24 protein-coding genes and 1 pseudogene are annotated in these 20,887 nt (G+C 44.7%); 15 read left to right on the forward strand and 10 right to left on the reverse strand.

Annotation, left to right across the window (positions count from 1 at the left end):
• Nucleotides 1-31 precede the first annotated feature (31 nt).
• The 8 genes from AACR11_RS23605 to AACR11_RS23640 form a co-directional block, all read right to left on the reverse strand.
• On the reverse strand, nucleotides 32-484 hold the full coding sequence (locus tag AACR11_RS23605) for a hypothetical protein (RefSeq protein ID WP_005444870.1): 453 nt from the start codon (nucleotides 482-484) through the stop codon (nucleotides 32-34).
• A 107-nt stretch (nucleotides 485-591) separates the two neighbouring features.
• On the reverse strand, nucleotides 592-831 hold the full coding sequence (locus AACR11_RS23610; protein WP_005444872.1) for a hypothetical protein: 240 nt from the start codon (nucleotides 829-831) through the stop codon (nucleotides 592-594).
• A 159-nt stretch (nucleotides 832-990) separates the two neighbouring features.
• Nucleotides 991-1,473, reverse strand: a complete 483-nt coding sequence (locus AACR11_RS23615) for an SRPBCC domain-containing protein (protein ID WP_029790893.1) — start codon at nucleotides 1,471-1,473, stop codon at nucleotides 991-993.
• A gap of 84 nt (nucleotides 1,474-1,557) precedes the next feature.
• Nucleotides 1,558-2,337, reverse strand: a complete 780-nt coding sequence (locus AACR11_RS23620) for a hypothetical protein (protein WP_005444876.1) — start codon at nucleotides 2,335-2,337, stop codon at nucleotides 1,558-1,560.
• 221 nt (nucleotides 2,338-2,558) lie between these two features.
• Nucleotides 2,559-3,128: a PqiC family protein gene (locus AACR11_RS23625; protein ID WP_009698461.1), complete on the reverse strand. Its 570-nt coding sequence runs from the start codon at nucleotides 3,126-3,128 to the stop codon at nucleotides 2,559-2,561.
• The gene (gene pqiB, locus AACR11_RS23630; protein WP_005444880.1) at nucleotides 3,128-4,774 is read right to left on the reverse strand and encodes an intermembrane transport protein PqiB; all 1,647 of its coding nucleotides are present in this window, start codon (nucleotides 4,772-4,774) and stop codon (nucleotides 3,128-3,130) included. Before pqiB ends, AACR11_RS23625 begins: the two co-directional genes overlap by 1 nt.
• On the reverse strand, nucleotides 4,767-6,098 hold the full coding sequence (locus tag AACR11_RS23635) for a paraquat-inducible protein A (RefSeq protein WP_005444882.1): 1,332 nt from the start codon (nucleotides 6,096-6,098) through the stop codon (nucleotides 4,767-4,769). The genes pqiB and AACR11_RS23635 overlap by 8 nt, the downstream gene beginning before the upstream one ends.
• Before the next feature lie 176 nt (nucleotides 6,099-6,274).
• Nucleotides 6,275-7,180, reverse strand: coding sequence for a LysR family transcriptional regulator (locus AACR11_RS23640; RefSeq protein ID WP_005444884.1), 906 nt, complete (start codon nucleotides 7,178-7,180; stop codon nucleotides 6,275-6,277).
• 139 nt (nucleotides 7,181-7,319) lie between these two features.
• Here AACR11_RS23640 and AACR11_RS23645 point away from each other — a divergent pair, with 139 nt between their 5' ends.
• The 10 genes from AACR11_RS23645 to AACR11_RS23690 all read left to right on the forward strand — a co-directional run bounded on the left by AACR11_RS23645 (nucleotide 7,320) and on the right by AACR11_RS23690 (nucleotide 14,216).
• Entirely contained in the window at nucleotides 7,320-7,733 is a 414-nt protein-coding gene (locus tag AACR11_RS23645) for a hypothetical protein (RefSeq protein WP_005444886.1), read from the forward strand.
• 66 nt (nucleotides 7,734-7,799) lie between these two features.
• On the forward strand, nucleotides 7,800-9,911 hold the full coding sequence (locus AACR11_RS23650; protein WP_009698457.1) for a protein-disulfide reductase DsbD family protein: 2,112 nt from the start codon (nucleotides 7,800-7,802) through the stop codon (nucleotides 9,909-9,911).
• Nucleotides 9,908-10,420, forward strand: a complete 513-nt coding sequence (locus AACR11_RS23655; RefSeq protein ID WP_005444895.1) for a protein disulfide oxidoreductase — start codon at nucleotides 9,908-9,910, stop codon at nucleotides 10,418-10,420. The genes AACR11_RS23650 and AACR11_RS23655 overlap by 4 nt, the downstream gene beginning before the upstream one ends.
• Nucleotides 10,421-10,527: 107 nt before the next feature.
• On the forward strand, nucleotides 10,528-11,157 hold the full coding sequence (locus AACR11_RS23660; protein WP_029790895.1) for a class I SAM-dependent DNA methyltransferase: 630 nt from the start codon (nucleotides 10,528-10,530) through the stop codon (nucleotides 11,155-11,157).
• Nucleotides 11,158-11,182: 25 nt separating this feature from the next.
• Entirely contained in the window at nucleotides 11,183-11,938 is a 756-nt protein-coding gene (locus AACR11_RS23665; RefSeq protein WP_009698455.1) for a class I SAM-dependent methyltransferase, read from the forward strand.
• A gap of 17 nt (nucleotides 11,939-11,955) precedes the next feature.
• Nucleotides 11,956-12,390, forward strand: coding sequence for a GNAT family N-acetyltransferase (locus AACR11_RS23670; RefSeq protein ID WP_029790898.1), 435 nt, complete (start codon nucleotides 11,956-11,958; stop codon nucleotides 12,388-12,390).
• The gene (locus AACR11_RS23675; protein WP_009698453.1) at nucleotides 12,387-12,914 is read left to right on the forward strand and encodes a GNAT family N-acetyltransferase; all 528 of its coding nucleotides are present in this window, start codon (nucleotides 12,387-12,389) and stop codon (nucleotides 12,912-12,914) included. Before AACR11_RS23670 ends, AACR11_RS23675 begins: the two co-directional genes overlap by 4 nt.
• Before the next feature lie 2 nt (nucleotides 12,915-12,916).
• Nucleotides 12,917-13,327: a hypothetical protein gene (locus AACR11_RS23680; protein WP_029790899.1), complete on the forward strand. Its 411-nt coding sequence runs from the start codon at nucleotides 12,917-12,919 to the stop codon at nucleotides 13,325-13,327.
• A gap of 192 nt (nucleotides 13,328-13,519) precedes the next feature.
• On the forward strand, nucleotides 13,520-13,888 hold the full coding sequence (locus tag AACR11_RS23685; protein WP_009698451.1) for a hypothetical protein: 369 nt from the start codon (nucleotides 13,520-13,522) through the stop codon (nucleotides 13,886-13,888).
• Between the two features lie 4 nt (nucleotides 13,889-13,892).
• The gene (locus AACR11_RS23690) at nucleotides 13,893-14,216 is read left to right on the forward strand and encodes a helix-turn-helix domain-containing protein (protein WP_009698450.1); all 324 of its coding nucleotides are present in this window, start codon (nucleotides 13,893-13,895) and stop codon (nucleotides 14,214-14,216) included.
• A 60-nt stretch (nucleotides 14,217-14,276) separates the two neighbouring features.
• Here AACR11_RS23690 and AACR11_RS23695 read toward each other — a convergent pair whose 3' ends face one another.
• Nucleotides 14,277-14,786, reverse strand: coding sequence for a GNAT family N-acetyltransferase (locus AACR11_RS23695; RefSeq protein ID WP_029790902.1), 510 nt, complete (start codon nucleotides 14,784-14,786; stop codon nucleotides 14,277-14,279).
• A 109-nt stretch (nucleotides 14,787-14,895) separates the two neighbouring features.
• Nucleotides 14,896-15,435, reverse strand: a complete 540-nt coding sequence (locus tag AACR11_RS23700) for a TetR/AcrR family transcriptional regulator (protein WP_029790904.1) — start codon at nucleotides 15,433-15,435, stop codon at nucleotides 14,896-14,898.
• Between the two features lie 77 nt (nucleotides 15,436-15,512).
• Between AACR11_RS23700 and AACR11_RS23705 the strand changes: the two are divergent.
• The 5 genes and pseudogenes from AACR11_RS23705 to AACR11_RS23725 all read left to right on the forward strand — a co-directional run.
• A pseudogene (locus tag AACR11_RS23705) lies at nucleotides 15,513-15,812 on the forward strand (hypothetical protein); the annotation flags it as partial.
• A 169-nt stretch (nucleotides 15,813-15,981) separates the two neighbouring features.
• Nucleotides 15,982-17,118 (forward strand): efflux RND transporter periplasmic adaptor subunit, encoded by a 1,137-nt coding sequence (locus AACR11_RS23710; protein ID WP_029790906.1) that lies wholly within the window; start codon nucleotides 15,982-15,984, stop codon nucleotides 17,116-17,118.
• Complete coding sequence (locus AACR11_RS23715; protein ID WP_029790908.1) at nucleotides 17,111-18,382, forward strand: TolC family protein; 1,272 nt, start codon at nucleotides 17,111-17,113, stop codon at nucleotides 18,380-18,382. Before AACR11_RS23710 ends, AACR11_RS23715 begins: the two co-directional genes overlap by 8 nt.
• On the forward strand, nucleotides 18,379-19,593 hold the full coding sequence (locus AACR11_RS23720) for an ABC transporter permease (RefSeq protein WP_005444932.1): 1,215 nt from the start codon (nucleotides 18,379-18,381) through the stop codon (nucleotides 19,591-19,593). Before AACR11_RS23715 ends, AACR11_RS23720 begins: the two co-directional genes overlap by 4 nt.
• A gap of 2 nt (nucleotides 19,594-19,595) precedes the next feature.
• Nucleotides 19,596-20,879: an ABC transporter permease gene (locus AACR11_RS23725; protein ID WP_029790910.1), complete on the forward strand. Its 1,284-nt coding sequence runs from the start codon at nucleotides 19,596-19,598 to the stop codon at nucleotides 20,877-20,879.
• Nucleotides 20,880-20,887: the final 8 nt, after the last annotated feature.

The following is a 20,887-nucleotide window of genomic DNA, read 5'->3' on the forward strand; positions in this document are numbered from 1 at the left end:
AGTACGTTTGGCTATCGCTTTACTTGTGACGTTAAGCACTAAGCTTAAACTTCTTCGCTGCACACTTACAAATGCCATTCGAGAGAGCAGGGCAACGCTTGCAAGGTGGTGATTTCAAGGGCAAATGACCGACTGATTTAACTGAAAATGCAGGTGTTGAATCGTTCGCTGACTGTTTTGATAACGGTACTGAGGTTTTTTTAGGCGCAGTGGTGAAATCAACGACACCGCCAGCATCGTTAAACCAAGATAACAGTGGATTGAGAGGCGCGGCGAGCTCATACGCTGCACTCATTACAGCTTGGTTTGCGACGCCTTTCAGCTCATTAACGAGTTCACTTTGTGAAGAGAAAGTGTGAGATTTTGATGTGGCAGGGCTGCCTAATGCGTTGTTCTTTAAAGCACTAAGCTGTTTATGTGAAGAAGAAGCCATTTTTTTTACGGTTTTCTTCTTCAATTTTTTTAGCGCTTTCTTCGCGTTCATTGCAAAACCTCATACGATAACTGCCAATAATTTAACAGTAATGCGATTAAAAATAAATCTCATTTAAGGTTTGCAAGCGCAATTTTTTACTTTAGCTGGCTTGGTTTCTAAGCAACTAAGTAAGAAGCTTCTAGTAGGTAAGTTTTAGCATCGCCCAACAAAGCAAATTCTTTGTCGATAGCTTTAAAACGTTCATCAATAGAGTCCGTTGCCACAATTTGGCTAAAGGCTTGTACCGAGAAAGTTTCGTTAGACTTAAAGAATTGATGCACATTTTCCAATTGGACTTTATGTATGTGCTCCACCTTGCTTAATGCGGTGGTTAGATCTGAAATGTTAATCGACATTGCTGCTCAAGCGCCTTATCTATTGACCATTAGGTCATAGGATTGGGGATTTATAGTTTTCGCTAAGGGTATCCTAAGCGACGTGCTTCAAACATGATTGAGATCAGGCTGAGCGCATTTATTGAGCATATTAAGTAGCAAGTAGAGTGTATATTTTCATTATTTCTCGCAATTGCCGTGAGATTGGCGGCACAACTCTTCTAACCATTTTAGGTGGTACTTTCTTAGCTGTTTTGTTGCGAAGTATTTTGTAAGCCAGGTCATTCCACCGCGTTGGGTACTTTCCGTTGTAATACTGCAACCTGTTTTTGTCGGCTCTAAAACCCAAGCGTGGTACATATCAACACCTCCTTTTTTGCCTTTCCATGCCAAGCGTTGATTCAAGGTGTATTCGACTACTGTGCAGTGAAAATCAACCCAAGATGTTTTCCAACGAAACATGGTGTTTTTGCATAACGTGCTATCGCCACTTAAGATCTGAACCATGGTTTTAGAGTGACGCCACGCCGGCCACTCAGGAGCACGAACCAGATGTTGCCAAACAACTTCTGGTGGTTCAGGGATCTCGATTTGGCTGCGTACGTGTATATGAGAATGTTTAGGGTGGTAATAATCTGGCCAGATAACTTCCGATTTATTCATCATTAAGCTTTGCCTAAGTGAGAAGGTTATTACTAGCTTAGAAGATCCTGCGTTAGCGTGCTGCAGCACCTTATGTTGAGGGGACTAAAAATATAGTCCAAGACCAATAAGAAAACCATGAGAGGCAGTATCGTATTCGAAGGTTCCTTTATTGACATAGTCCACCCAAGTCGATTTGTAAGCCAGGTTAATGTCCGACCAATCGTTCATGTGATAACGCAAGCCTATTTGTGTCGCATAAGTAAAGTTCGTATCTGCTCCAAGACCAGCGTCTAAGCTTGCATGAAAACGCCAGTCTTTAGTGAGATTGTTTAACCAACGCACGCCCACTAAGAAATCAACCCAGTCCTCTTTGATGTTTAATCTGTCTACGAGAATGCGGTTATCGTTACGGTAGACTTTACCTTTGATGTCGTTATCCCACCAACGTAAGCCAAACATGTAATCAATCATGCCAAATGAATGGATTTCTCGTTGGAACACTTTTGCTTCAAGTACGCCTTGTCTGACGTCCAGATCTGCACGATAAGTAACATTAGGTAAAATGCCAGATAGATTATTTGCACTGCCATTTAGATCCATAAAGCTGTAATCGAGGTAATAACCCCATTTATTTTTGTACACTCCTTCAAGCCTTGCCATCGCACCAATATCAAGATGATCCATGATGAACTTAGGATCTACGTCAAGGTCAGTTGAGAAATTCCCCATTGTGGAATCGCCATTAATATTCAGAGCCTGCATGTAGATTTCAACACTATGCTGCCAATGGCTTGGTGACGAGTATGTATCGTCTGCCATTGCAAAAGGTGTTATCAGATAAGAAGAGAGCAGAGAAAGAACCGGCAGGATTTTCTTAACCATATCAACGTCCATATTTTAATTAAATGAGTTGCATAAAGATTAGCGTAGGGCATGGAGTGGGGTAATTCAAAAACGACGACTAACGGAAACGCTTTATTTCACTCACAGTATCGCTAGATATGGCTTAATAGTGTTTTCTCTGGATGATGTTGAGAGAAGAGGGCGATTAGAGATTTGAGGAAGAAAACGCCCACTCCTCAATTGGAGTGGGCGAGAGAGTTTTATAGTTGAGCAGCGATTTGATCAGTAAGGTTATTCAACCCAGCGGAAAGCGCGTCAACAAGCGCATCATAACCTTCGTCTTGTAAAGGCAGTTTGATTGTTACAGGTGCACTGTTTTTCACTTTGCCATTCGCATCAATGATAAGCCATTCGCCTTCAATTTCTGCGTTTCCTTCATAGCTACCATTAAACTTACTCAGCGATAACTGAAGTTTACTTTGGTCACTTTGGTCGAGTAAGTTGTTCACTTCTACCGGCCAGTATTGGCTTTGCTTAGCACGTAGATCATCAATCATGCGTTGAGTAATTTGCTCAGAGATACTGTGCGCCCACTGGTTGTGTTTTGCTTGAATGATTTGAGTCTCAGATGTTCGGTACACAATGCCACTGTCAGCAAGATAGCTTGCTAGTTGAGCTGGACGAACAACAAGCTGTGGACGTTGTGCAATCATGGTGTCGCTGATTTTCGCTGAGCTTGCTTCAGGCAACACATACAATGCCCCGGTGTTTTCTGGTGCACTGCTACAACCTGCCAATAGGGCAGAAATCAATAAAAGTCCGCGTTTCATTATTTTTGCCCTCTAACAGGAATTGGATCATTCACTTCATCTTCACCAAAGACCAATGAGTTTGGTTTTTCATTTAGTTGCTTAAGAACGGGCTTGAACTCCGTCATTACCTGCTCCAACTCTTTCAATGTGGACTCCATCTCACTATACATAGTGGAATTCGGGCCATAACCATCCAAGGTTTTCTGCAACTGTTCTAAGCTCTTGCGAATGTCTTGTGGAATGGCTTTGGTATCGTCTTGGTTAAGCAATTTGTCGACACTGCTTGCAACGCGCTCAGCAGAAGCGAGAGTGCGCTCTGATGTTTTCAAGGTTTTATTTAATGAGTGAAGCGTCTCTTCCATCGGTAAGCTATTAATTTTTGTCAGGAAGTCATTTACTTGGCGTTGTACTTGAGCGAACCCACCTTGTTTGGTCGGGAAGACGTCTAAGCCTTCAAACTCGCTTGGGACGTATGGGTCTTCATCAGGATAAAAATCGGTATCAATGTACAATGCGCCAGTCAGCAGGTTGCCGGTTTTTAGTGTTCCACGAAGCCCTTTAGCAAACTCTTCTTTCAGTTTCTGTTTGAAAAGAGGCAGCTTGTCGGCAGGCAAGTCGTTGTACACGCGTCCAAGTTCAATACGAACTAAGACAGGAATTTTTTTCGCAGAGAAATCTTCGTCTGGCGTTGGCATACGCATTGGCACTTTCATTACAGTACCGATACGTAGACCGCGATATTCCACGGGTGCTTTACGTTTAAGACCACGTACTGATTCTTCAAACATCATGACAAACTGGATGTAGTCGTCGTACATGCCTTCACGCACTTGCTTAACGTCATCGAATAAACGGAAGTGCGTCATATCCTCTTTGACTTCATCTCCCGCTCCTAAGCCAGGTAAGGTATCAAAGACAACCCCTCCAGTGATTAAGCTTTCAAGAGAGCCAAACTTCACCTCAAAACCTTCGGCGTTCAGTTGTAAGTCAACACCTGAACTTAGCCAAAAATGAGTCTTAGTGCGCACAAGGCTGTCGTATGGTTTGAAGATAAACAGTTGGTACAGTGCTCGGCGAGTATCCACGTCAAAGCTAGTGGTTTCTACACGCCCAACGGTGAAGCCTTTGTAAATCACCGGATCGCCAACGCCGAGTTTGCCTGCTTCGCGGTGGGTCAAGACAATGCGTAGACCCTCTGCATCAGGGGAGGCAACGGGTGGAACGTCAAGTACGTTAAAGTGTTCCTTTTCAACTTTGGAGTTGCCTGGTTGCAGTTGGATATAGGCACCGGAAAGTAGCGTTTCTAAACCAGAAACTCCCTCCCGACCAATACGCGGTTTGACGACCCAAAACATCGAATCCTCACGCAGCATACGATCGGCATCTTTGTTCATTTGTGCCGTGGCAATAATGTGGTCGTAATCTTTGCTGAGCTTAACATCTGTGATCACTCCCACTTTTACATTGAGTGCCTTGATTTCGGTCTTGCCAACTTCAATGCCTTCTGCTGTTGGTAGCTTCAGAGTGATCTCGGGACCAGTACTGTTGATGTATTGAAACAACATCCACGCTCCCATCGCCAGTGCAAGGATCGGGATGATCCAAATTGCGGAGACCTGCTTTTGCGGTTTTATTTGAGCGGTTGCTTTGTTCTCATCACTCATATTTAGCTTTCTCAGTTAAGTTATTCGTCATTGGCTTCTGCGCTTCGTTTTGTGGTAATTGCCATAACAAACGCGAGTCAAAAATCATGGCAGAGAGCATGGTGAAAATGACCACTGCCGCAAATGAAAGGGCAGCAGGACCAGGGTAGATCGCCATTAGGTTTTGCAGTTGTACTAACGCAACCAAAATCGCGACCACAAAAATATCAATCATTGACCAGCGCCCAATAAACTCGGTCATTCGGTACACTTTTAAACGCGAGATACTTTCCTCTGGTGGCAAGTATTGAGCTTTCTGCGCGTTGTAATAAAGCCATGCTAAGGCGAGCATTTTTGCCATAGGAATGAAGACACTAGCAAAGAAAATAACGGCAGCGATTGGGTAGGAGCCTAGTTGCCACAGCAGCACCACACCCTCCATGATGGTTGAACCTTCGGAATGACCAAGGCTAACGGTATACATCATTGGATAAAGGTTGGCTGGAATGTAAAAGATGATAGAGGCAAACAACAGTGCCCATGCTTTCTGTAAGTTATTCGCAGGATTGTATTTATGAACTGGGCTATGGCAACGAAGGCACTTTTGATGTTTAGTATCTTCGATAGGGTTAAGCTGATGGCACGTGTGGCAACCAATGTGATTATTGTCATGGTGCGTATCACCTTCTTTCACATTTGGTAGTTCGATAGATGGGATGAAATGCCCCCATAGCCAGCTCTTATCTACCATAGAAATACACTTCACCACCAAAACTGTGTACACACAGAATGCCCAGAATGAACTGCCCATGCCTATCTCAGCCAGCGAAGCAATCTTAATTAGGCTCACTAATACGCCAATTAAAAAGACATCGACCATCAACCAAGGTTCGACTCTAAACAGAATTCGACACAGAGTCTTCGCCATGCGAATTTGTTTTTTACTCAATGGATGCTTGAGCGACTTCAAGGCTTCAAGATGAAGGAAAAGAATCAAACCGACGTAGATAGCGGGAAGGATGACAACGGTCGCAAGTAATAAAGCGCCAAGGAGCGCATTATGAAATTCCGCTAGCATCTTCGCTGCGTGCATTAGAGTGATTTCTTGAGATAAACCTTGAACGCTGAACGACATGAATGGGAAAGAGACACTCAAAACTAGCATGATCAAACAAGCGACCGAGACAGCAAGAACGCTTTGATACGGTTTCGCGTTGATTTTAGTTAGCGAATGCTCACAGCGAGGACACTGTGCTTTTTGACCTTGTTCGATATCAGGAATACGAACGACCAAGCCGCACTCTTCGCAGGAGATCAATTGACGTGAATTAGGTTGGGTGCTCATTCATTAATTATTTCGTACTTTTAATAACTAAGAATAACCCTTTTTCACGTTATGCGCTTGTTTTTGCGGGATTGTTTACACGTTTCTTACCTGTTTAATGCAAAAACCAGCCTTAGAGACTGGTTGCTGCGTTATCCAGAGAGGGCGAGGAGCGACGAGACACTCTAATGTTCGTTTTAAGCTTTCGCGTCTTGTTCAAACTTGGCTTTGATGAAATCAATGAAGGTTCGCAGACGTTTAGGCTGGTAGCGGTCACGATGGAAAATCGCTGACAGAGGTACCGATGGGATTTCCCATTCTGGCATTACTTTGACCAGCTTGCCTTGCTCTACTTCTTTGTCACAGTAACTTAAGGGTACGCGAATAATGCCGTTACCGTAGAGTGCGCCCATCACAAGAGCGCGACCATTCTTACAACGTAAATTACCTTTCACTATCACGTCACTGTGTTCAGTTGGTGTAGCAACGTTACGGTAGCTCCAACGCGTAACTGAGCCTGTGAGAGTACGGTGTTTCGCCAGCTCTTTGGGGGCGACTGGTTCGCCATGTATTTTAAGGTAACGTGGACTCGCGAGTGTGACCATGTCGATCATCATCAACTTACGCGCAACGAATCCCGCGTCTTCCAGTTCCCCCATACGAATCGCAACGTCGAACTGGTCTTCGATCAAATCAATTCGAGGCGAAGAGAAGTCCAAATCCACAAATACATCTGGGTATTCCAACATGAATTCATTGACGTATTTAGCGACGATGTCTTCGCCGATATAACCGCCGACGCAGTTCACTCGGATCAACCCTCGAACTTCTTGAGTATCGTCGACAGCGGCAATTAATGCTTGGTCGATATCATGCAGTGCTTTTTCGCATTCTTGGTAAAAACGTTCACCGGCATGAGTCAAACGTAATGTTCGCGTAGTTCGAGTGAGTAGAGTCACGCCCATTTGCGCTTCGAGCCCACTGATTTGGCGAGACACATGGGAACGCGATACTGAAAGGGCTTCTGCCGCTTTGGTGAAGTTGCCCAGTTGAGCAATCAAAACAAAGGAGCGAATATCAGCAAGATTAACTTTATTGAGCATGTTGAATTATTTACGGAAATGGTAGTCATAAGACTATCATAATTAGCTACCAATGAGAGCGGCGCAGAAAATTCATACCACTTGAGGTTTATATAAACTTGCGTATGATTCCCGCCAACGATTGACAATCAAAACGAATATGCTTGCATCCACTTCACAATCTGCTGCATCCCAACATCAAGGGAAATGGCTCCTAGCTTTGATTGGCTGGGTGATTGTGGTGTGCCTGTTGAAAAACTCCGGCTTGATGTTCAGTTGCGCCATGCAATATGACTCGAACACGACCTCGGTGTTGGTTGATGGGGGGCGAGTTAATGATGTCACAAAGATTGAGAGAGCCGACAGTGGGCACGATACGGGTAAATGTGAGTTATCTGAAAAACTGATTCAATTTGCTCAACAGCAACTGGAAACCATGGTTGTTGTGCTGTTTATTGGTCTCTTCGTATTAGCCGTGTGGCGCTGCTGCGCATTTGCTAACCAAAGGCAATGGACAGAACCGATAATCCATAAGTATCGGGTCCATCTCACCCTATGTGTATTCCGTGAATAACAAGTGATTTCTGACGAGTATTTTTCCGTCAGTATTTTCTACACTTGTTTTTAACTAGGAATCACTATGAACCACATTAAAAAAACAACTCAAGCTGCGGTTATGATCTTCATGACGTTAGCGCTGAGCTTATTCTCGTTATTTGCCCAAGCACAGACGACAGACACCGGGTGGCTGACCAACCCTCAACATCCACCTGTACAGACGCGCTTTGTACTTACCGGACAACAAGATCCCAATACCAACACACTTACTGGTTATCTTGATGTCAAACTCACCGGCGATTGGAAAACCTACTGGCGTTCACCGGGTGAAGGTGGCGTCGCGCCTTCTATTGATTGGGAAAAATCACAAAACCTAACCAAAGTGGATTGGCAATGGCCGTACCCGCAGAAATACGAACTGCTTGGTATTGAAACGCTGGGTTATAAAGGTGACACCGTTTTCCCAATGACGTTACACGTCGAAGACATGAATAAACCAGTGACGATTGATGCGACGCTGACACTGTCTTCGTGCACGACCATTTGTGTCCTGACGGATTATCACATTCAACTGTCTTTCCTACCTTCCGACTTACAAGTTGATGAAGGAGTGATGTTTACTTACGCGCAAGCAGTGAGCAGTGTGCCTCAGCCTTCTCCTTTTGTTGAAGTTACGCAAGCAAACTGGGATGCGAGCCAATCTAAGTTGCAAATCAAACTGACCAACTCACAAGGATGGCAGAAGCCAGAAGTGTTAGTCGATGGTGTCGATGAAACAACGAGCGATTACAGCTTCAAGTTGGAAGGGCTGCATCAAGAGGGCAATACGCTTACCGCAAACTATTTAGTGAATACTTGGTTGGGTGACGTAGAGCTGGATAACCAATCGCTTTACGTCTCAATCAAAGATAACAACCTACTGGCGCAAGAAACCGCGCAAGCAAAAGCGGGTGTTATCACGCAAGCTTTGCCAACCACTTCACTGGTGAACATATTCTTGTTTGCGCTACTAGGCGGCTTGATTCTGAATATCATGCCTTGCGTACTACCAGTACTAGGTATGAAGTTAAGCAGCATTGTGGCCGCACAAGGTGTTGAACGTCGCCAAATTCGCACTCAATTCATCGCTTCTTCGTTAGGTATTCTGACTTCGTTCTGGCTTTTGGCTGGGTTTATCTTAGTGTTGAAGCTGACAGGTAATGCTATCGGCTGGGGTGTGCAATTCCAAAGCCCTTGGTTCTTAGGCTTAATGCTGCTGGTGACCGGATTATTTGGCGCCAACATGCTTGGTTTGTTTGAAATTCGCCTGTCTTCAGGTACGAATACTTGGCTAGCGTCGAAGGGCGATAACTCGCTATTTGGACACTACGTGCAAGGAATGTTCGCGACTCTGCTTGCAACGCCTTGTTCTGCGCCTTTCTTAGGTACCGCCGTTGCGTTTGCACTGGGTGCGGACGTAGCAACGCTGTTTGCTATTTTCACCGCACTGGCATTAGGCATGGCACTGCCTTGGATCTTAGTCGCTATCTTCCCGGGTATCGCGTTGAAGTTACCAAAGCCAGGGCAGTGGATGAATGTCGTGAAAATCGTATTCGGCATCATGATGCTGGCAACCAGTGCATGGTTGTTGTCATTGATGGCGAATCACTTACCAGTATTTTGGGTCATCTTAATCGGCTTGGTTGCATTCATCGTTATTATGGCGCGTGTCAAGCGAGTCTACGGTAACAAAGCGCTGGCAGTGTCAGGTACGGCATCGCTCATCTTAATCGCTGGTGGACTGATGCTAGGCAGCATGACAGCGAATCATTGGGCAACCCCATTGCCTGAAGACTTGGCTTGGGAAAAGTTATCGAATGAAGCGATTGCGGAACACGTGAAAAATGGTCGCGTAGTATTTGTGGATGTGACTGCTGACTGGTGTGTCACTTGTAAAGCCAACAAGATCGGTGTGATCTGGCAAGATCCAGTTTACTCATTGCTGCAAAGCCCTAATGTTGCGACGTTAAAAGGCGACTGGACGCATCCCAATAGTTCAGTTACCGATTTCTTAAGAGCACATGGTCGTTTTGGTGTGCCATTCAACATAGTTTATGGTCCTGCTGCACCAGAAGGCATTCCTTTACCAGTGATTTTGACTGACGATGTTGTGGTGAAAGCCATTGAGCAAGCAAGCGGAGGTGTGATTAAGTGAACACCGTAAAAAAGCGCAAGTCGCTGAAATATTGGCTTGGTCAAGCGCTACAAATCATCCTCATGGTGACTGTTATATCGGTCGCGATGGATTGGTACCGCACCAAAGACATTCCCAAAGAGCATGCGCCGCCTCTTAGTGCAATCATGGCGGACGGTGAGTTCGTCGATGTGATTGCCAAAAGCCATGACGAGCCTGTTGTCGTGTATTTTTGGGCAACGTGGTGCCCTGCGTGTAAGTTTGTTAGCCCTAGCGTGAGTTGGTTGAGCAACTATTATGAAGTCGTTGCTGTTTCTGGTGCCTCTGGTCCAGAAGAACGTGTACAAAAATTCATTCAGGCAAAAGACTACCAGTTCGATAATGTCAATGATCCCAAAAGCACCATCATGCAAGAATGGAGCATTAGCGTAACTCCGACTATCTATGTTGTAAAAGATGGGAAGATAAGCTCAATTACAACGGGTGTTACCACACCAGTAGGTATTTTAGCGAGGATCTGGATGGCTTAAATCAATGCGTAGCACGTCGACTTTTTTCACGCTTTTACAAGGACATAAGTGTATAGGTGAGTAGGGCGTGCTACATTGGCAAGCGTTCAAGAATTCAAGGAGGAATCATGGACGTTGCCAAAATGTATGATGAAGTATCTGAGCGCTACCAAAAGTTAATTGAAGACAGCCAATATGTTGGTCCACGTTGGGTCGACGGGAAGCTAAAAACACTCAATCTACAGCAAGGCTCAGCCCTTGATTTGGCTTGCGCCACAGGCAGCATCGGGAAAGTCATAAAATCTCATTACCCTGATGTCGTTCTACATGGCTTGGACATCTCCTCCAATATGGTGAACAAAGCGCGCGAAACCAACTTATATCAAAGCGTCAATGTTCATGATCTTGACCAACCTTTTTCCCCACTTTTCAATCAAACCTTCGACATCATTACCGCTCTCGGATTCACGGAATTTCTCGTCGATCCCCAGTCGCTACTTCAATGTATTGCTGAGCTGCTAAATGCTGATGGGCGTTGCTTTATCAGTTTCCAATGTCACGACCCAGATGGAAAAGATCTGCCGAGAAACACCAACAGTGGCACAGTCGTACACACCGCTTACACCGAGAACGAAGTTCGCGAGTTCAGCCAAAACGCAGGGCTTAAAGTCGTATCGCTTGAAAATCTTGTCGGTTATACATCAGGTGCAGGTTATATATGCCGTTACCTGCTCTTAGAGCTACGAAAGCCAAGTTAATCACTTAAATAAACAAGGACTGTTTTTGAAGACACAAGATCTCAGTGAGTTTGCATCAGGCATGGAATACGATACTCAGTATGATAAACATTACGAAGATGATATCGCTCTGATACAAAAGCACATTACCGCGATGTGTGCTCGAAGTTTGCTGGATGTGTGCTGTGGTACGGGTATTGTCACCATACCTGTCGCAAAGCCACTCGATAACGCTGTTGGTATTGATATTGCCGAGGGGATGTTAATACATGCTAAACACAAAGCGCAGGGATTGGATAACGTTTCTTTTTTGCATCAGGATGCCACTCAATTCTCTCTCGATAAATGCTTTGATATGGCGATCATGACGGGCAATGCTTTCCAAGCTTTCCTCTCCGATAAGATGCTAGTTGGTGTCCTTAATTCGATTTCCAATCACCTCAATAGAAGTGGGCGTTTCATCTTTGATACCCGTTTACCAACGCCCGATAACTTGGAAATTGATGCTGAAATGTCGTTGTGGCAAACCTATGAATTGCCCGACAAAGGCGAAGTAAAGTACATGGGAATGAGCGAACGTTATGACGCTAAAAGTGCAATCCTTTATTTGAAGAAAGAACGTCACTACCAAGATGGTTCAACAACTCACTCAAGCATTGATTTGAAGTATCGAAAGTTATCTGAAATTGAAGTGTTTCTTGCTCAGGCGGGTTTATGTATTACCGAAAAATACAGCTCTTGGACAGAAGATAAGTTTTCTGAAAACTCAAACAACCTAATTTGCGTCGCAGAGAAGCTTTGATTTATTGGGAGAACACCATGCAAGGATATCGCATTAGCACTGCCTTTGAAGAGATGGATCTGGATTGCATCCATCACTTCATTTCACAGAGCTATTGGGCGAAAGGAGTGCCGAGAGACACGCTAGATAAAGCGGTGCGAAACTCCTTTTGTTTCGGCGTGTTTACTGAGTCCAATCAACAAATCGCGTTTGCTCGCCTAATTACTGACAAAGCCACCTTCGCTTATCTTGCCGATGTTTTCGTACTCCCGGAATACCGTGGGCAAGGCATTAGTAAATGGTTGGTTTCTGAAATCGTGTCCCATCCAAATCTTCAAGGTTTGCGCAGAATGATGCTTGCGACGCGTGATGCTCATGGTCTGTATGAACAGTTCGGCTTTAAGCCTATCGAGTCCGTCGAGAACTTTATGCAGATATGGAACCCAGACGTGTATCAAGGTGAGAGCCAATGAGGCGAGAAGCGCAAGATGTGGCAATCAGATACCTTGAAGAAATAGATGCCGTTCCTTTGTTTGAAAACTACTTTGGCGATGAGCAAACGTGTTTGTACCTCAATCGACAAGCCCATCAAAGCCCAAACCAAACGTTACAAGCGATCAGTCGATGGCGAGCTCAATATGAGTTGGCTCACCCTAATATCTTGGTGTTCGCAATTGAAGAAAACGCGACCCACGTTCCCATTGGTTGCTTAGTCTTAATCCCTGAAAAAAGTCGTAGCGAAATTCACTTTGGGATTTCTAGGAATTATCAAGGTAAAGGGTATACGACTCAGGCGTGTAAGCTTGGTATCGAGCATCTGAAAAGCATCGGAGTCGAGGAGATTTACACAACCCCACATATCGACCATCAAGCCAGTATTCGCGTGCTGGAAAAATGTGGATTTAAGAAACAAGGCGTGCTGAAGGAATACACGGTATTTCCTGCGTTAAGTATGTTTCCGCAGGACTGTTTAAGTATGCGGTTTAAAAGGGGATAAGCATGAAGTGGACGCTATGGTTTATTGCTTTTATCGCGGTAGAAGTTATGGCAAAAGAACCACTTAGAGTTGCGATCAATCAAGCACCGTATTCCGCCGTTTTACGGCTCACGAGTTTTGAAGAAATAAAGCAAGGTGTTGATGCATACTACGAAATTCAAGCTGACGTACTCGAAGAGATTCGAGGGAATTTTTCGTCTCACATATCTTTCAAAATGTATGCAGCGAAGGGAGATGAGCCAAATTTAGGAGCTGCAGCATCGATTATTGTGCTCTGTCATGATGACCAAGGGTATTTTTGGCCCGGCACTGGTTCTGAGTTTAAGGCGAGTAAGCAAAATATCGCTATCGCTAAAGAGGCGGCTGAATATCAAACTGAAGAACAAGAGTTGTTTTCTCTATGCCCGCAATAGTGGATATTGAACCACGGAGACGGCAGGGGTTTGTCCTCAAGTTGATTACTTAACTTATTGAAAATTAATAACTGTCATACCATTGTCGCCATAGTGTCACATGACAAAAAGGCGACTGTCGTCTGTGCGTCGTTTTTATAGTGTCGACCTTGCGGCACGATGTGAACATCATTGAATGAATAGGGATATGTGATGCAAACAGGGAAAACAATTTTAACCAGCTACTTTGAATGGAAAGGACATGACATTACTGTCCAAATCTCAATGTTAAGTGGCAAAGAGTGGGTTTACGTCGATGGTGAACTCGTATCCCAAAAGTCCAATTGGTACTTTAAATCCAGTCATATGATTGAGATTGAAGGAGAGAAATTAGAAGTCCAAATTTGCCTAAACGGTAAGTGGATGATAACGGTCTTCCTAAAAAAGGGTTATCGAAGTATTGATGAGTATGAATTTGGGCTAACTCATCTCCAAATTCTCAAAGGCATTGGTGTTGCTTTTGCATGTGGTTTGCTTGTTGGTTTTGTCACTATTGCTGTGTTTTTTGGTGGGAAAGGGTGAATGGATGCAATTAGATACCTCAAAAATTCGCCACCTAAGGCAGCACAAAGCATGGACCCAACAACAACTCGCCGATATCTGTGGGTTAAGTTTACGCACCATACAACGTGTTGAGCTTCACGGAAGTGCTTCTTTGGAGACGGGGCGTTCTCTGGCGGCTGCATTTGATACCGAATACACGGCACTTTTGGTCAATGCTAAACCTGATAACTATGGGAGTAACGAACCTTCATCTTTTAGCAATTCTCCTAACCTTATATTAATTAGTGTAGGAATGTTTGTATTCGGTGTATTGGTCGGTGCACTTGCAATGCTCTTATTAAGATAGATTGGGTTACACCGCATGCCCAAAGCAATGTGCTCTGGGCATAACAGATTGATTTTGATATTAGACGACTTGCTCGTCTGGATGACTCCACATCAATGGATCAGAAAAAGGTCCCTTGATGGATGAAGTGGACTCACCAACCCCAGTTAACGTGCCTGGTACTAACTCTCGTGCAAACCAGCAATCTAAAGGCGCATTGGACGGTACAGGTAGTAATACGCTGTGAGTCGTGTTGTAACGATTCGCATAATGTATCGGATCGCCCATTACAAAGATAACGTCAGCGTTTAACTGCTTTTCTGCTTCTTCCATCAATCTTGTCGCATAACCTTTGCCTTGGAACTCAGGTAGTACCGCAAGTGGTGCAAGTACATAGCATTTTAGGTGTGGTGCTGCGTCAATCACGATAGGGGTATAGCAGGCGTGTGCTACGCCTTCATAGACGATTGAAAAGCTGCCATCTGCAATAAGATTGTCGGCAAATTCTGCATAGAGTTTGGCGTGTCTCTCATCATATAGCCCACCGGCTTTCGCGAACGCTTCGTATTGAATTTGATAAGGTGTATTCATTGGTTTCTCCTTAGTTTTTATATTTAATTTACTAAACCGACTGACCGTGCAGTCAGTTAGTTTGATCAAAAAAATCACGCAACGAGATGTGCATGATTTTTTGGTTGGTTTAGCAGTACTTTTTGATGAACTCTTGCCTGATTTCTTCGATAGGGAAGTCCTCATTGAGTAAATAGTTCATGGCAATACCATCGATCTCCGCGATGAACATTTTTGTCACGACAACAGGGTTCGAGTGCCCCAGTGAGCGAAAAACTTCTTCAGTGGATACCTGTAAACCTTGGTAGCGTTCGTCTATCAGATCGACAACAATCGCTCTCGTGGTCGGGTGAACCATCACACTAAAATTGAACTGATAAATCTTGCGGTGTTCAGGAACGGTCATACCATCGAAGATCGAGTGGATCATTGCTTCTAAGCGATCGTCATTCTCTGATACGTGTTCATCACTCTTATCTGTTTCTTCGATAATCTGAGTGATATGAACAAAAACTTCTCTTAACAGTTCGTTTTTATTTTTGAAGTGGTGAAACACCAAGCCTTTTGAAATTTCAGCCTTCTCACAAATGGTGGAGACAGGCGTTTTCTCAAAACCATGTTCCGCAAATAACTGCGTTGCAACTTCAATGATCTGCTGTCTTTTGTCCATAGTACTCGCTCTAAATACCGACTGACCAATTGGTCAGTTTTGCGAATAATAGTGTGTTTTTTGATCTTCCGTCAAGTCTTAATAGGATCAAAACAGCAGGTTGGTGCTTTCGAAGTGAAGTAAAAAGCATTGAGTCATTTCCAAACTGCAAAATCGAAGCGGTAGTGGGTGGCTTTCATCTCGTGGGCTTGCCCGTATTTAATAGTATTGGTGGTACTAAAGACGACATCAAAGCATTAGGTAAAGTCTTGTCAGAATATCCTGTTGAGAAGTTTTACACGGGTCACTGTACGGGGATGAAGGCGTATCATTTACTGAAAGAAGTGCTTGTTGATCGCCTAGAGCATTTACCAACTGGTCGCCGTGTTGAAATTTAACCAATGATCATTTTACGCCAAGTTCAGCGATTCACTCCGGCTATTGTCTTTTAGTGATTACATAGCCATACCAAATATGACAAATATCCTACATTAAAGCCGATATTATCCTAGAACTTTGTGTTCACGAGATGGTCACAAGACTACACAACAATAACTGGTATCAATGATGGCAAAAACTTGGCTTGTCTCTGCTGTGAGCGTTGCGCTGCTCGGTGGCGGTGCGTATTACTATCTGCAATCTTCGGCTCAGCCGGAAGCGTTTCCAACTCTAGCGGTGGAAAAAGGAACCATTGAAAAACAAGCGGTCGCTGTTGGTAATATTGTTCCAGCGCACTCGGTTTCTATTAAGTCACAAATTGACGGTATCGTTGGTGAAATCTATGTCAACGTCGGCGAAAAAGTAAAACAAGGGCAACCCTTGATTAAGGTGCGTCCTAACCCGACACCTCAAGCACTGACGGATGCGTCTACCGATTTGATGCGCAGTGAAGCGGATCTTGAATCAGCCAAACAAAAGCTTGCTAACCTAGAGAGCTTGGTCAAGCAGGACATCATTCCTAAAAACTATGACGAGTATGTGAGTGCGCGATCAGCGGTTAAGTCTGCTCGAGCGAATGTATTGCAAAAACGTCAGAACCTTGAGTTGATTCGTAGCGGCGAAGCCTCTATCGGGAATGCACGTTTGACATCGACCATTTATGCGCCGATTGATGGCACTGTTCTTAACCGTAAAGTGGAAGTCGGTGAGCCGATTATTTCTACACAATCAAGCCAAGAAGCAACGGCAATGATGTCACTGGCTGATATGAATAGCCTGATTTTCAAAGGCAGCGTGAGTGAACATGATGCTGCTCAGCTTTCCCCGGGCATGCCAGTTGTGATCACTGTCGCTCCTTATCCAGATGTTGAGATCTCTGGAGTGCTGACTAAAGTTGCCATTCAGTCTGAGAACTTAAACTCACCTGCTGGAAACGCATCCGCGAAAAGTTTCGATAATGGCTTTGGCGTTGAAGTGGGCGAACTAAGTATTCCGAAAGAAGTGCGTTTGCGCTCGGGTTTTTCGTCGACGGCAAAAATCACGCTAAAGAAATCAGAAAATGTTTTAACACTGCCAGAGCGTGCGCTTCAGTTTAATGGCGATACACCAAGCGTTTTGATCCCAGACACTTCTGAACAAGGTTTCCACTCACAACCAGTCAAACTCGGACTATCAGATGGAATTAATGTGGAAGTGCTTGATGGTGTCGAACTGAATGAAGAAATCATCGACAACAGCATGATGATGGGAGCCGCTCATGGCTAAGTTAACTTTGTCCAAATTAGGCTGCGCGATATTAGCTGCCACGTTAAGTTTACCTAGCTATGCGATTTCTATCGAGCAAGCGTGGCAACAGGCAAAACAAAACGACCCAAATTATGAAAAAGCTAAGATTGGCGTGCAACTTGGCGAGGTCGGTGTTGATGCGAGTCGCAGTTCACTTTTGCCCGGTTTGACTGCCACGGCGTCTTCAAACTGGAGTGAGTCAGCAGACAATATCAACCGCTACGGGGCATCCCTCTCTCAAACCATTTGGGACAGCAGTTTGTGGTCAGACTTAGACCGAGCAAATGCAAACTACCTTAAAGCGCAGTTGGAGTTGACTCAATCACATAACGAATTGGCGCAAAGGCTCCTATCGTCTTACCTGGATGTTGCGAGTGCGCAAGGCGATTTGCAACTGGCACAATCTAAGCTAGAAGAAGGTAATAAGTTACTGAAAATAATCGAGAAGCGGTATCGTGCAGGTAAAGTGAAATCGGTTGATGTAGAAGAGATTCGTGCGACACAGGTTTCTGAACAAGCGGGTATTTTAAGTGCTCAAGCTGACTTAGAAGTGAAAAGAGCGACACTGGCAGCTTTAATCAACCAAACGCCACAAAATGTCGATCAAATTCGTACTGATTCGCTCATCCAGCCACCAATGTTGGTGAACTCCCAAGAGCAATGGTTGAAACTGGCAAAAGACAGCAGTCCTGAGCTATTAGTCGCTGCGCAAAATGTCAAAGCCAGTGAGTTTGCCAAAGATTCAGCGAAAGGTGGTTACTATCCCACGTTGAAAGGTGACATTGGTTACAACGATGATGATCGACGCAAAGACGGTGAGTTCAACGCTGGCATCACCTTGAGCGTGCCAATTGACCTCAACGGTGCAACGCGCGCTAAAGTTGATGAAGCGTCACTTAATATCCTCAGTGCGAAACAAGATTTACGTAAAGTTGAAATCGATATTCATAAACGCGTTATCCAGCAGTTTACTCAGGTCGAGATCAACTGGAACCAAGTGCTGATGGCAAACGATCTTGTGCTTTCTCGCGAGAAAGTCTTACGCAGTAAAGAGAAGCTTTACGATGCAGGATTGTTGGAAGTCTCAGAGGTGATCAGTGCACACAACAGTTTGTTTGAAGCCAAAAATAGCCTAAAAACCAACTTGTACAGCTATTGGCGTCAGCGCATTGGTTTGCTTCAAACCGCAGGAAAGCTGGATGATGACACGATGGCGTTGATTTCTCGAGCTTTTAACTCATGACCAATCTATTGCAGCAAACCTGGCAAACTTTGATGGCGCATCGTATGAAAAGTGCGTTGGCGATCATTGCTATTGCTTGGGGTGTCATTTCAGTGGTGGTGTTGATTGCGCTGGGAGAGGGTTTCTATCGTCATCAAACTCAACAGCTTTCTTTTTTGATGAACAACGTCCAAGTGGCATTTCCCTCAAGCACAAGTAAGGCTTGGCAAGGCTTACCGGCTAGGCGTCAAATCAGTATTTCACAAGAGCAAGTTGAGATGATCAAGAGCGCGGGTTTTGTCGAGGATGTTTCCAGTGTGTATGCCAAGTGGGATGGCAGCGTTACCAATGAAAAAGGACAACGTTTATCGAGTAATGTGAGTGGCATAGATTCGACGTATTTTTCACTAATGCAAAGCAAGTTTGAAACTGGCTCGCGCCATATCTCACCGAGTGATATCCACAATCACACACGCGTCGCAGTATTAGGTGAGCAAATCGCGAAGATGGGTGCACTTACCATCGGTAATACAGTGAAAGTTAATGGCATTCCTTTTCTGGTAATTGGCGTACTCAAAAATGAGGACTCTGGTATTTCTTTTGGTGATAACCGTACCGTCTTCATCCCTCAAACGACCTATCGAGATCTGTGGAACACCAAGCCATGGATGTTGTTGATGAAGCCTGCCGCGGGTATGGATGCCTATTCATTTAGGAAAAACGTTGCTGACTTTTATGCGAAATTGCTTCATTTTGATCCTAACGATAGAGATGCGATTGATATGCCAGATTTTAGTGAAGGAGCCTCATTGATTAAGGGGATCTTCCGTGGCATTCAGGTGTTCTTGGGTGCAAGTGGTGCTATGACCATGGCTGTTGGTGCACTTGGTGTTGCCAATATTATGTTTCTGTCGGTGACTGAGAGAACAAGAGAGATTGGGGTTCGCTTGGCGATAGGCGCTACTCAAAAATCGATACTGAATCAGTTTATTTTAGAAGGGCTCATTCTTGTTGCTGTTGGAACCGGAGTTGGGCTGATGTTTGCTTATAGTATTGTGACCTTACTTAGCTCAATCACCCTTCCTGAATGGGTTGGTATACCGGTGATAACACTCGGCTCTATTGTATGGTCACTCTTAGTCACGCTGATTTTGGCACTGATGGCGTCATACTTTCCTGCAAGACGAGCCTCTCGTCTCACACCAGTAATTGCTTTGAGTGCGAGGGCATAATCATGCTGTTACCAATGAGACAAATCTTCCAAGAGATGTCAGCAGAAAAGTTGCGTTTAGGCTTAACGATTTTGGCGGTGGCATGGGCAACGCTTTGTATCGCTGCCATGCTGGCTGTTGGTGAGGGAATTCGACAGGGCGTGCTGAAAACGGCGCAAAATGGCAATGGTAATCTGATCTATCTGACTGGGGGGATTGCGACGGTTGATCATGGCGCTTTTCATCAAGGTAAATTTCTTACGCTTAAAATAGATGACGCTAAAGTCATCAAGGCATTACCTGAAGTAGCCAGTGTAGCACCCAGCGCGAAATGGAATGAAAACATCACAGCAGGAAACCGAGGATCATGGCAAAAGCCGCTCGCGGTTCCAACGGATTACGCATCAATGACTAATCTGAAGCCTTTACCCGGCGGGCGATGGTTGAATCCTCTTGATCAAAACCAGATGCGCAAAGTGGTTGTGCTCGGTTATTCATTAGCAGCGGATTTGTTCAACCCAGTTGATGATTTTAACTGGTTTGCCGCTGTTACCTTGCAAGCCGATCCGGTTGGTAAAAAGGTTAAAATTGGTAGCGAAGAGTTTACCGTGGTCGGGGTACTTGCCAAAAACAGTGGACGCGTTGAGCAAGGCGATGACATCAATTATTCGAGCTTTGTTCCGCTTGCGACTTGGCAACGCTTTCATGCAAATGGTGATATTGGTGGTATTAATGTTGAGCCAAAATCGGAGACCGACCGCAAGAGGTTGGCTGAAACCATTCGCCAATTGATTGCGCGTAAACATGGAGCCAGTGTCAGTGATGAACAAGTCGTACAAGTGGAAGATATGTTCATGCAACAAAAGAGCATGCAGCAGTTCCTGATTGGTTTGCAAAGCTTTCTCGGCATTATTGGTTTTGTCACGCTAGCTGTGGCTGGTGTTGGGATCGCGAATGTGATGTACGCGACTGTTAAACGCTCTACCCGAGATATTGGAGTTCGTATGGCGGTAGGGGCAACGCCAACGGCGATCCGTCTGCATTACTTAGTTCAATCGTTAATGACCATGATGATGGGAGGCGCGTTGGGGCTCGGTGTTACCTACAGTCTCATTTCCGCAATCAGTGCCATCAATCTAGAAGGGAATGTCTTCTATGAGGATCTCGGTAAACCGGTTCCAGAACTTTCGTGGACTGTGGTTGCGATAGTGATCTCTACCTTGGTGTTTATCGGCGTCGCGTCAGCTTGGTTACCTGCCAATCGGGCAGCCAAAGTGAGTCCGCTGGAGGCACTACAAAGTGAATAATAATAACT

The organism is Vibrio sp. L85 (assembly GCF_963871815.1).
GTDB classification, from domain to species: Bacteria; Pseudomonadota; Gammaproteobacteria; order Enterobacterales; family Vibrionaceae; genus Vibrio; species Vibrio harveyi.

What these genes read in the sequence shown, in the direction of transcription:
- AACR11_RS23605 (WP_005444870.1), bottom strand. Translation starts at nt 484, where the DNA reads ATGAACGCGAAGAAAGCGCTAAAAAAATTGAAGAAGAAAACCGTAAAA.
- AACR11_RS23610 (WP_005444872.1), bottom strand. Translation starts at nt 831, where the DNA reads ATGTCGATTAACATTTCAGATCTAACCACCGCATTAAGCAAGGTGGAG.
- AACR11_RS23615 (WP_029790893.1), bottom strand. Translation starts at nt 1,473, where the DNA reads ATGAATAAATCGGAAGTTATCTGGCCAGATTATTACCACCCTAAACAT.
- AACR11_RS23620 (WP_005444876.1), bottom strand. Translation starts at nt 2,337, where the DNA reads ATGGTTAAGAAAATCCTGCCGGTTCTTTCTCTGCTCTCTTCTTATCTG.
- AACR11_RS23625 (WP_009698461.1), bottom strand. Translation starts at nt 3,128, where the DNA reads ATGAAACGCGGACTTTTATTGATTTCTGCCCTATTGGCAGGTTGTAGC.
- pqiB (WP_005444880.1), bottom strand. Translation starts at nt 4,774, where the DNA reads ATGAGTGATGAGAACAAAGCAACCGCTCAAATAAAACCGCAAAAGCAG.
- AACR11_RS23635 (WP_005444882.1), bottom strand. Translation starts at nt 6,098, where the DNA reads ATGAGCACCCAACCTAATTCACGTCAATTGATCTCCTGCGAAGAGTGC.
- AACR11_RS23640 (WP_005444884.1), bottom strand. Translation starts at nt 7,180, where the DNA reads ATGCTCAATAAAGTTAATCTTGCTGATATTCGCTCCTTTGTTTTGATT.
- AACR11_RS23645 (WP_005444886.1), top strand. Translation starts at nt 7,320, where the DNA reads ATGCTTGCATCCACTTCACAATCTGCTGCATCCCAACATCAAGGGAAA.
- AACR11_RS23650 (WP_009698457.1), top strand. Translation starts at nt 7,800, where the DNA reads ATGAACCACATTAAAAAAACAACTCAAGCTGCGGTTATGATCTTCATG.
- AACR11_RS23660 (WP_029790895.1), top strand. Translation starts at nt 10,528, where the DNA reads ATGGACGTTGCCAAAATGTATGATGAAGTATCTGAGCGCTACCAAAAG.
- AACR11_RS23670 (WP_029790898.1), top strand. Translation starts at nt 11,956, where the DNA reads ATGCAAGGATATCGCATTAGCACTGCCTTTGAAGAGATGGATCTGGAT.
- AACR11_RS23675 (WP_009698453.1), top strand. Translation starts at nt 12,387, where the DNA reads ATGAGGCGAGAAGCGCAAGATGTGGCAATCAGATACCTTGAAGAAATA.
- AACR11_RS23680 (WP_029790899.1), top strand. Translation starts at nt 12,917, where the DNA reads ATGAAGTGGACGCTATGGTTTATTGCTTTTATCGCGGTAGAAGTTATG.
- AACR11_RS23685 (WP_009698451.1), top strand. Translation starts at nt 13,520, where the DNA reads ATGCAAACAGGGAAAACAATTTTAACCAGCTACTTTGAATGGAAAGGA.
- AACR11_RS23690 (WP_009698450.1), top strand. Translation starts at nt 13,893, where the DNA reads ATGCAATTAGATACCTCAAAAATTCGCCACCTAAGGCAGCACAAAGCA.
- AACR11_RS23695 (WP_029790902.1), bottom strand. Translation starts at nt 14,786, where the DNA reads ATGAATACACCTTATCAAATTCAATACGAAGCGTTCGCGAAAGCCGGT.
- AACR11_RS23700 (WP_029790904.1), bottom strand. Translation starts at nt 15,435, where the DNA reads ATGGACAAAAGACAGCAGATCATTGAAGTTGCAACGCAGTTATTTGCG.
- AACR11_RS23710 (WP_029790906.1), top strand. Translation starts at nt 15,982, where the DNA reads ATGGCAAAAACTTGGCTTGTCTCTGCTGTGAGCGTTGCGCTGCTCGGT.
- AACR11_RS23715 (WP_029790908.1), top strand. Translation starts at nt 17,111, where the DNA reads ATGGCTAAGTTAACTTTGTCCAAATTAGGCTGCGCGATATTAGCTGCC.
- AACR11_RS23720 (WP_005444932.1), top strand. Translation starts at nt 18,379, where the DNA reads ATGACCAATCTATTGCAGCAAACCTGGCAAACTTTGATGGCGCATCGT.
- AACR11_RS23725 (WP_029790910.1), top strand. Translation starts at nt 19,596, where the DNA reads ATGCTGTTACCAATGAGACAAATCTTCCAAGAGATGTCAGCAGAAAAG.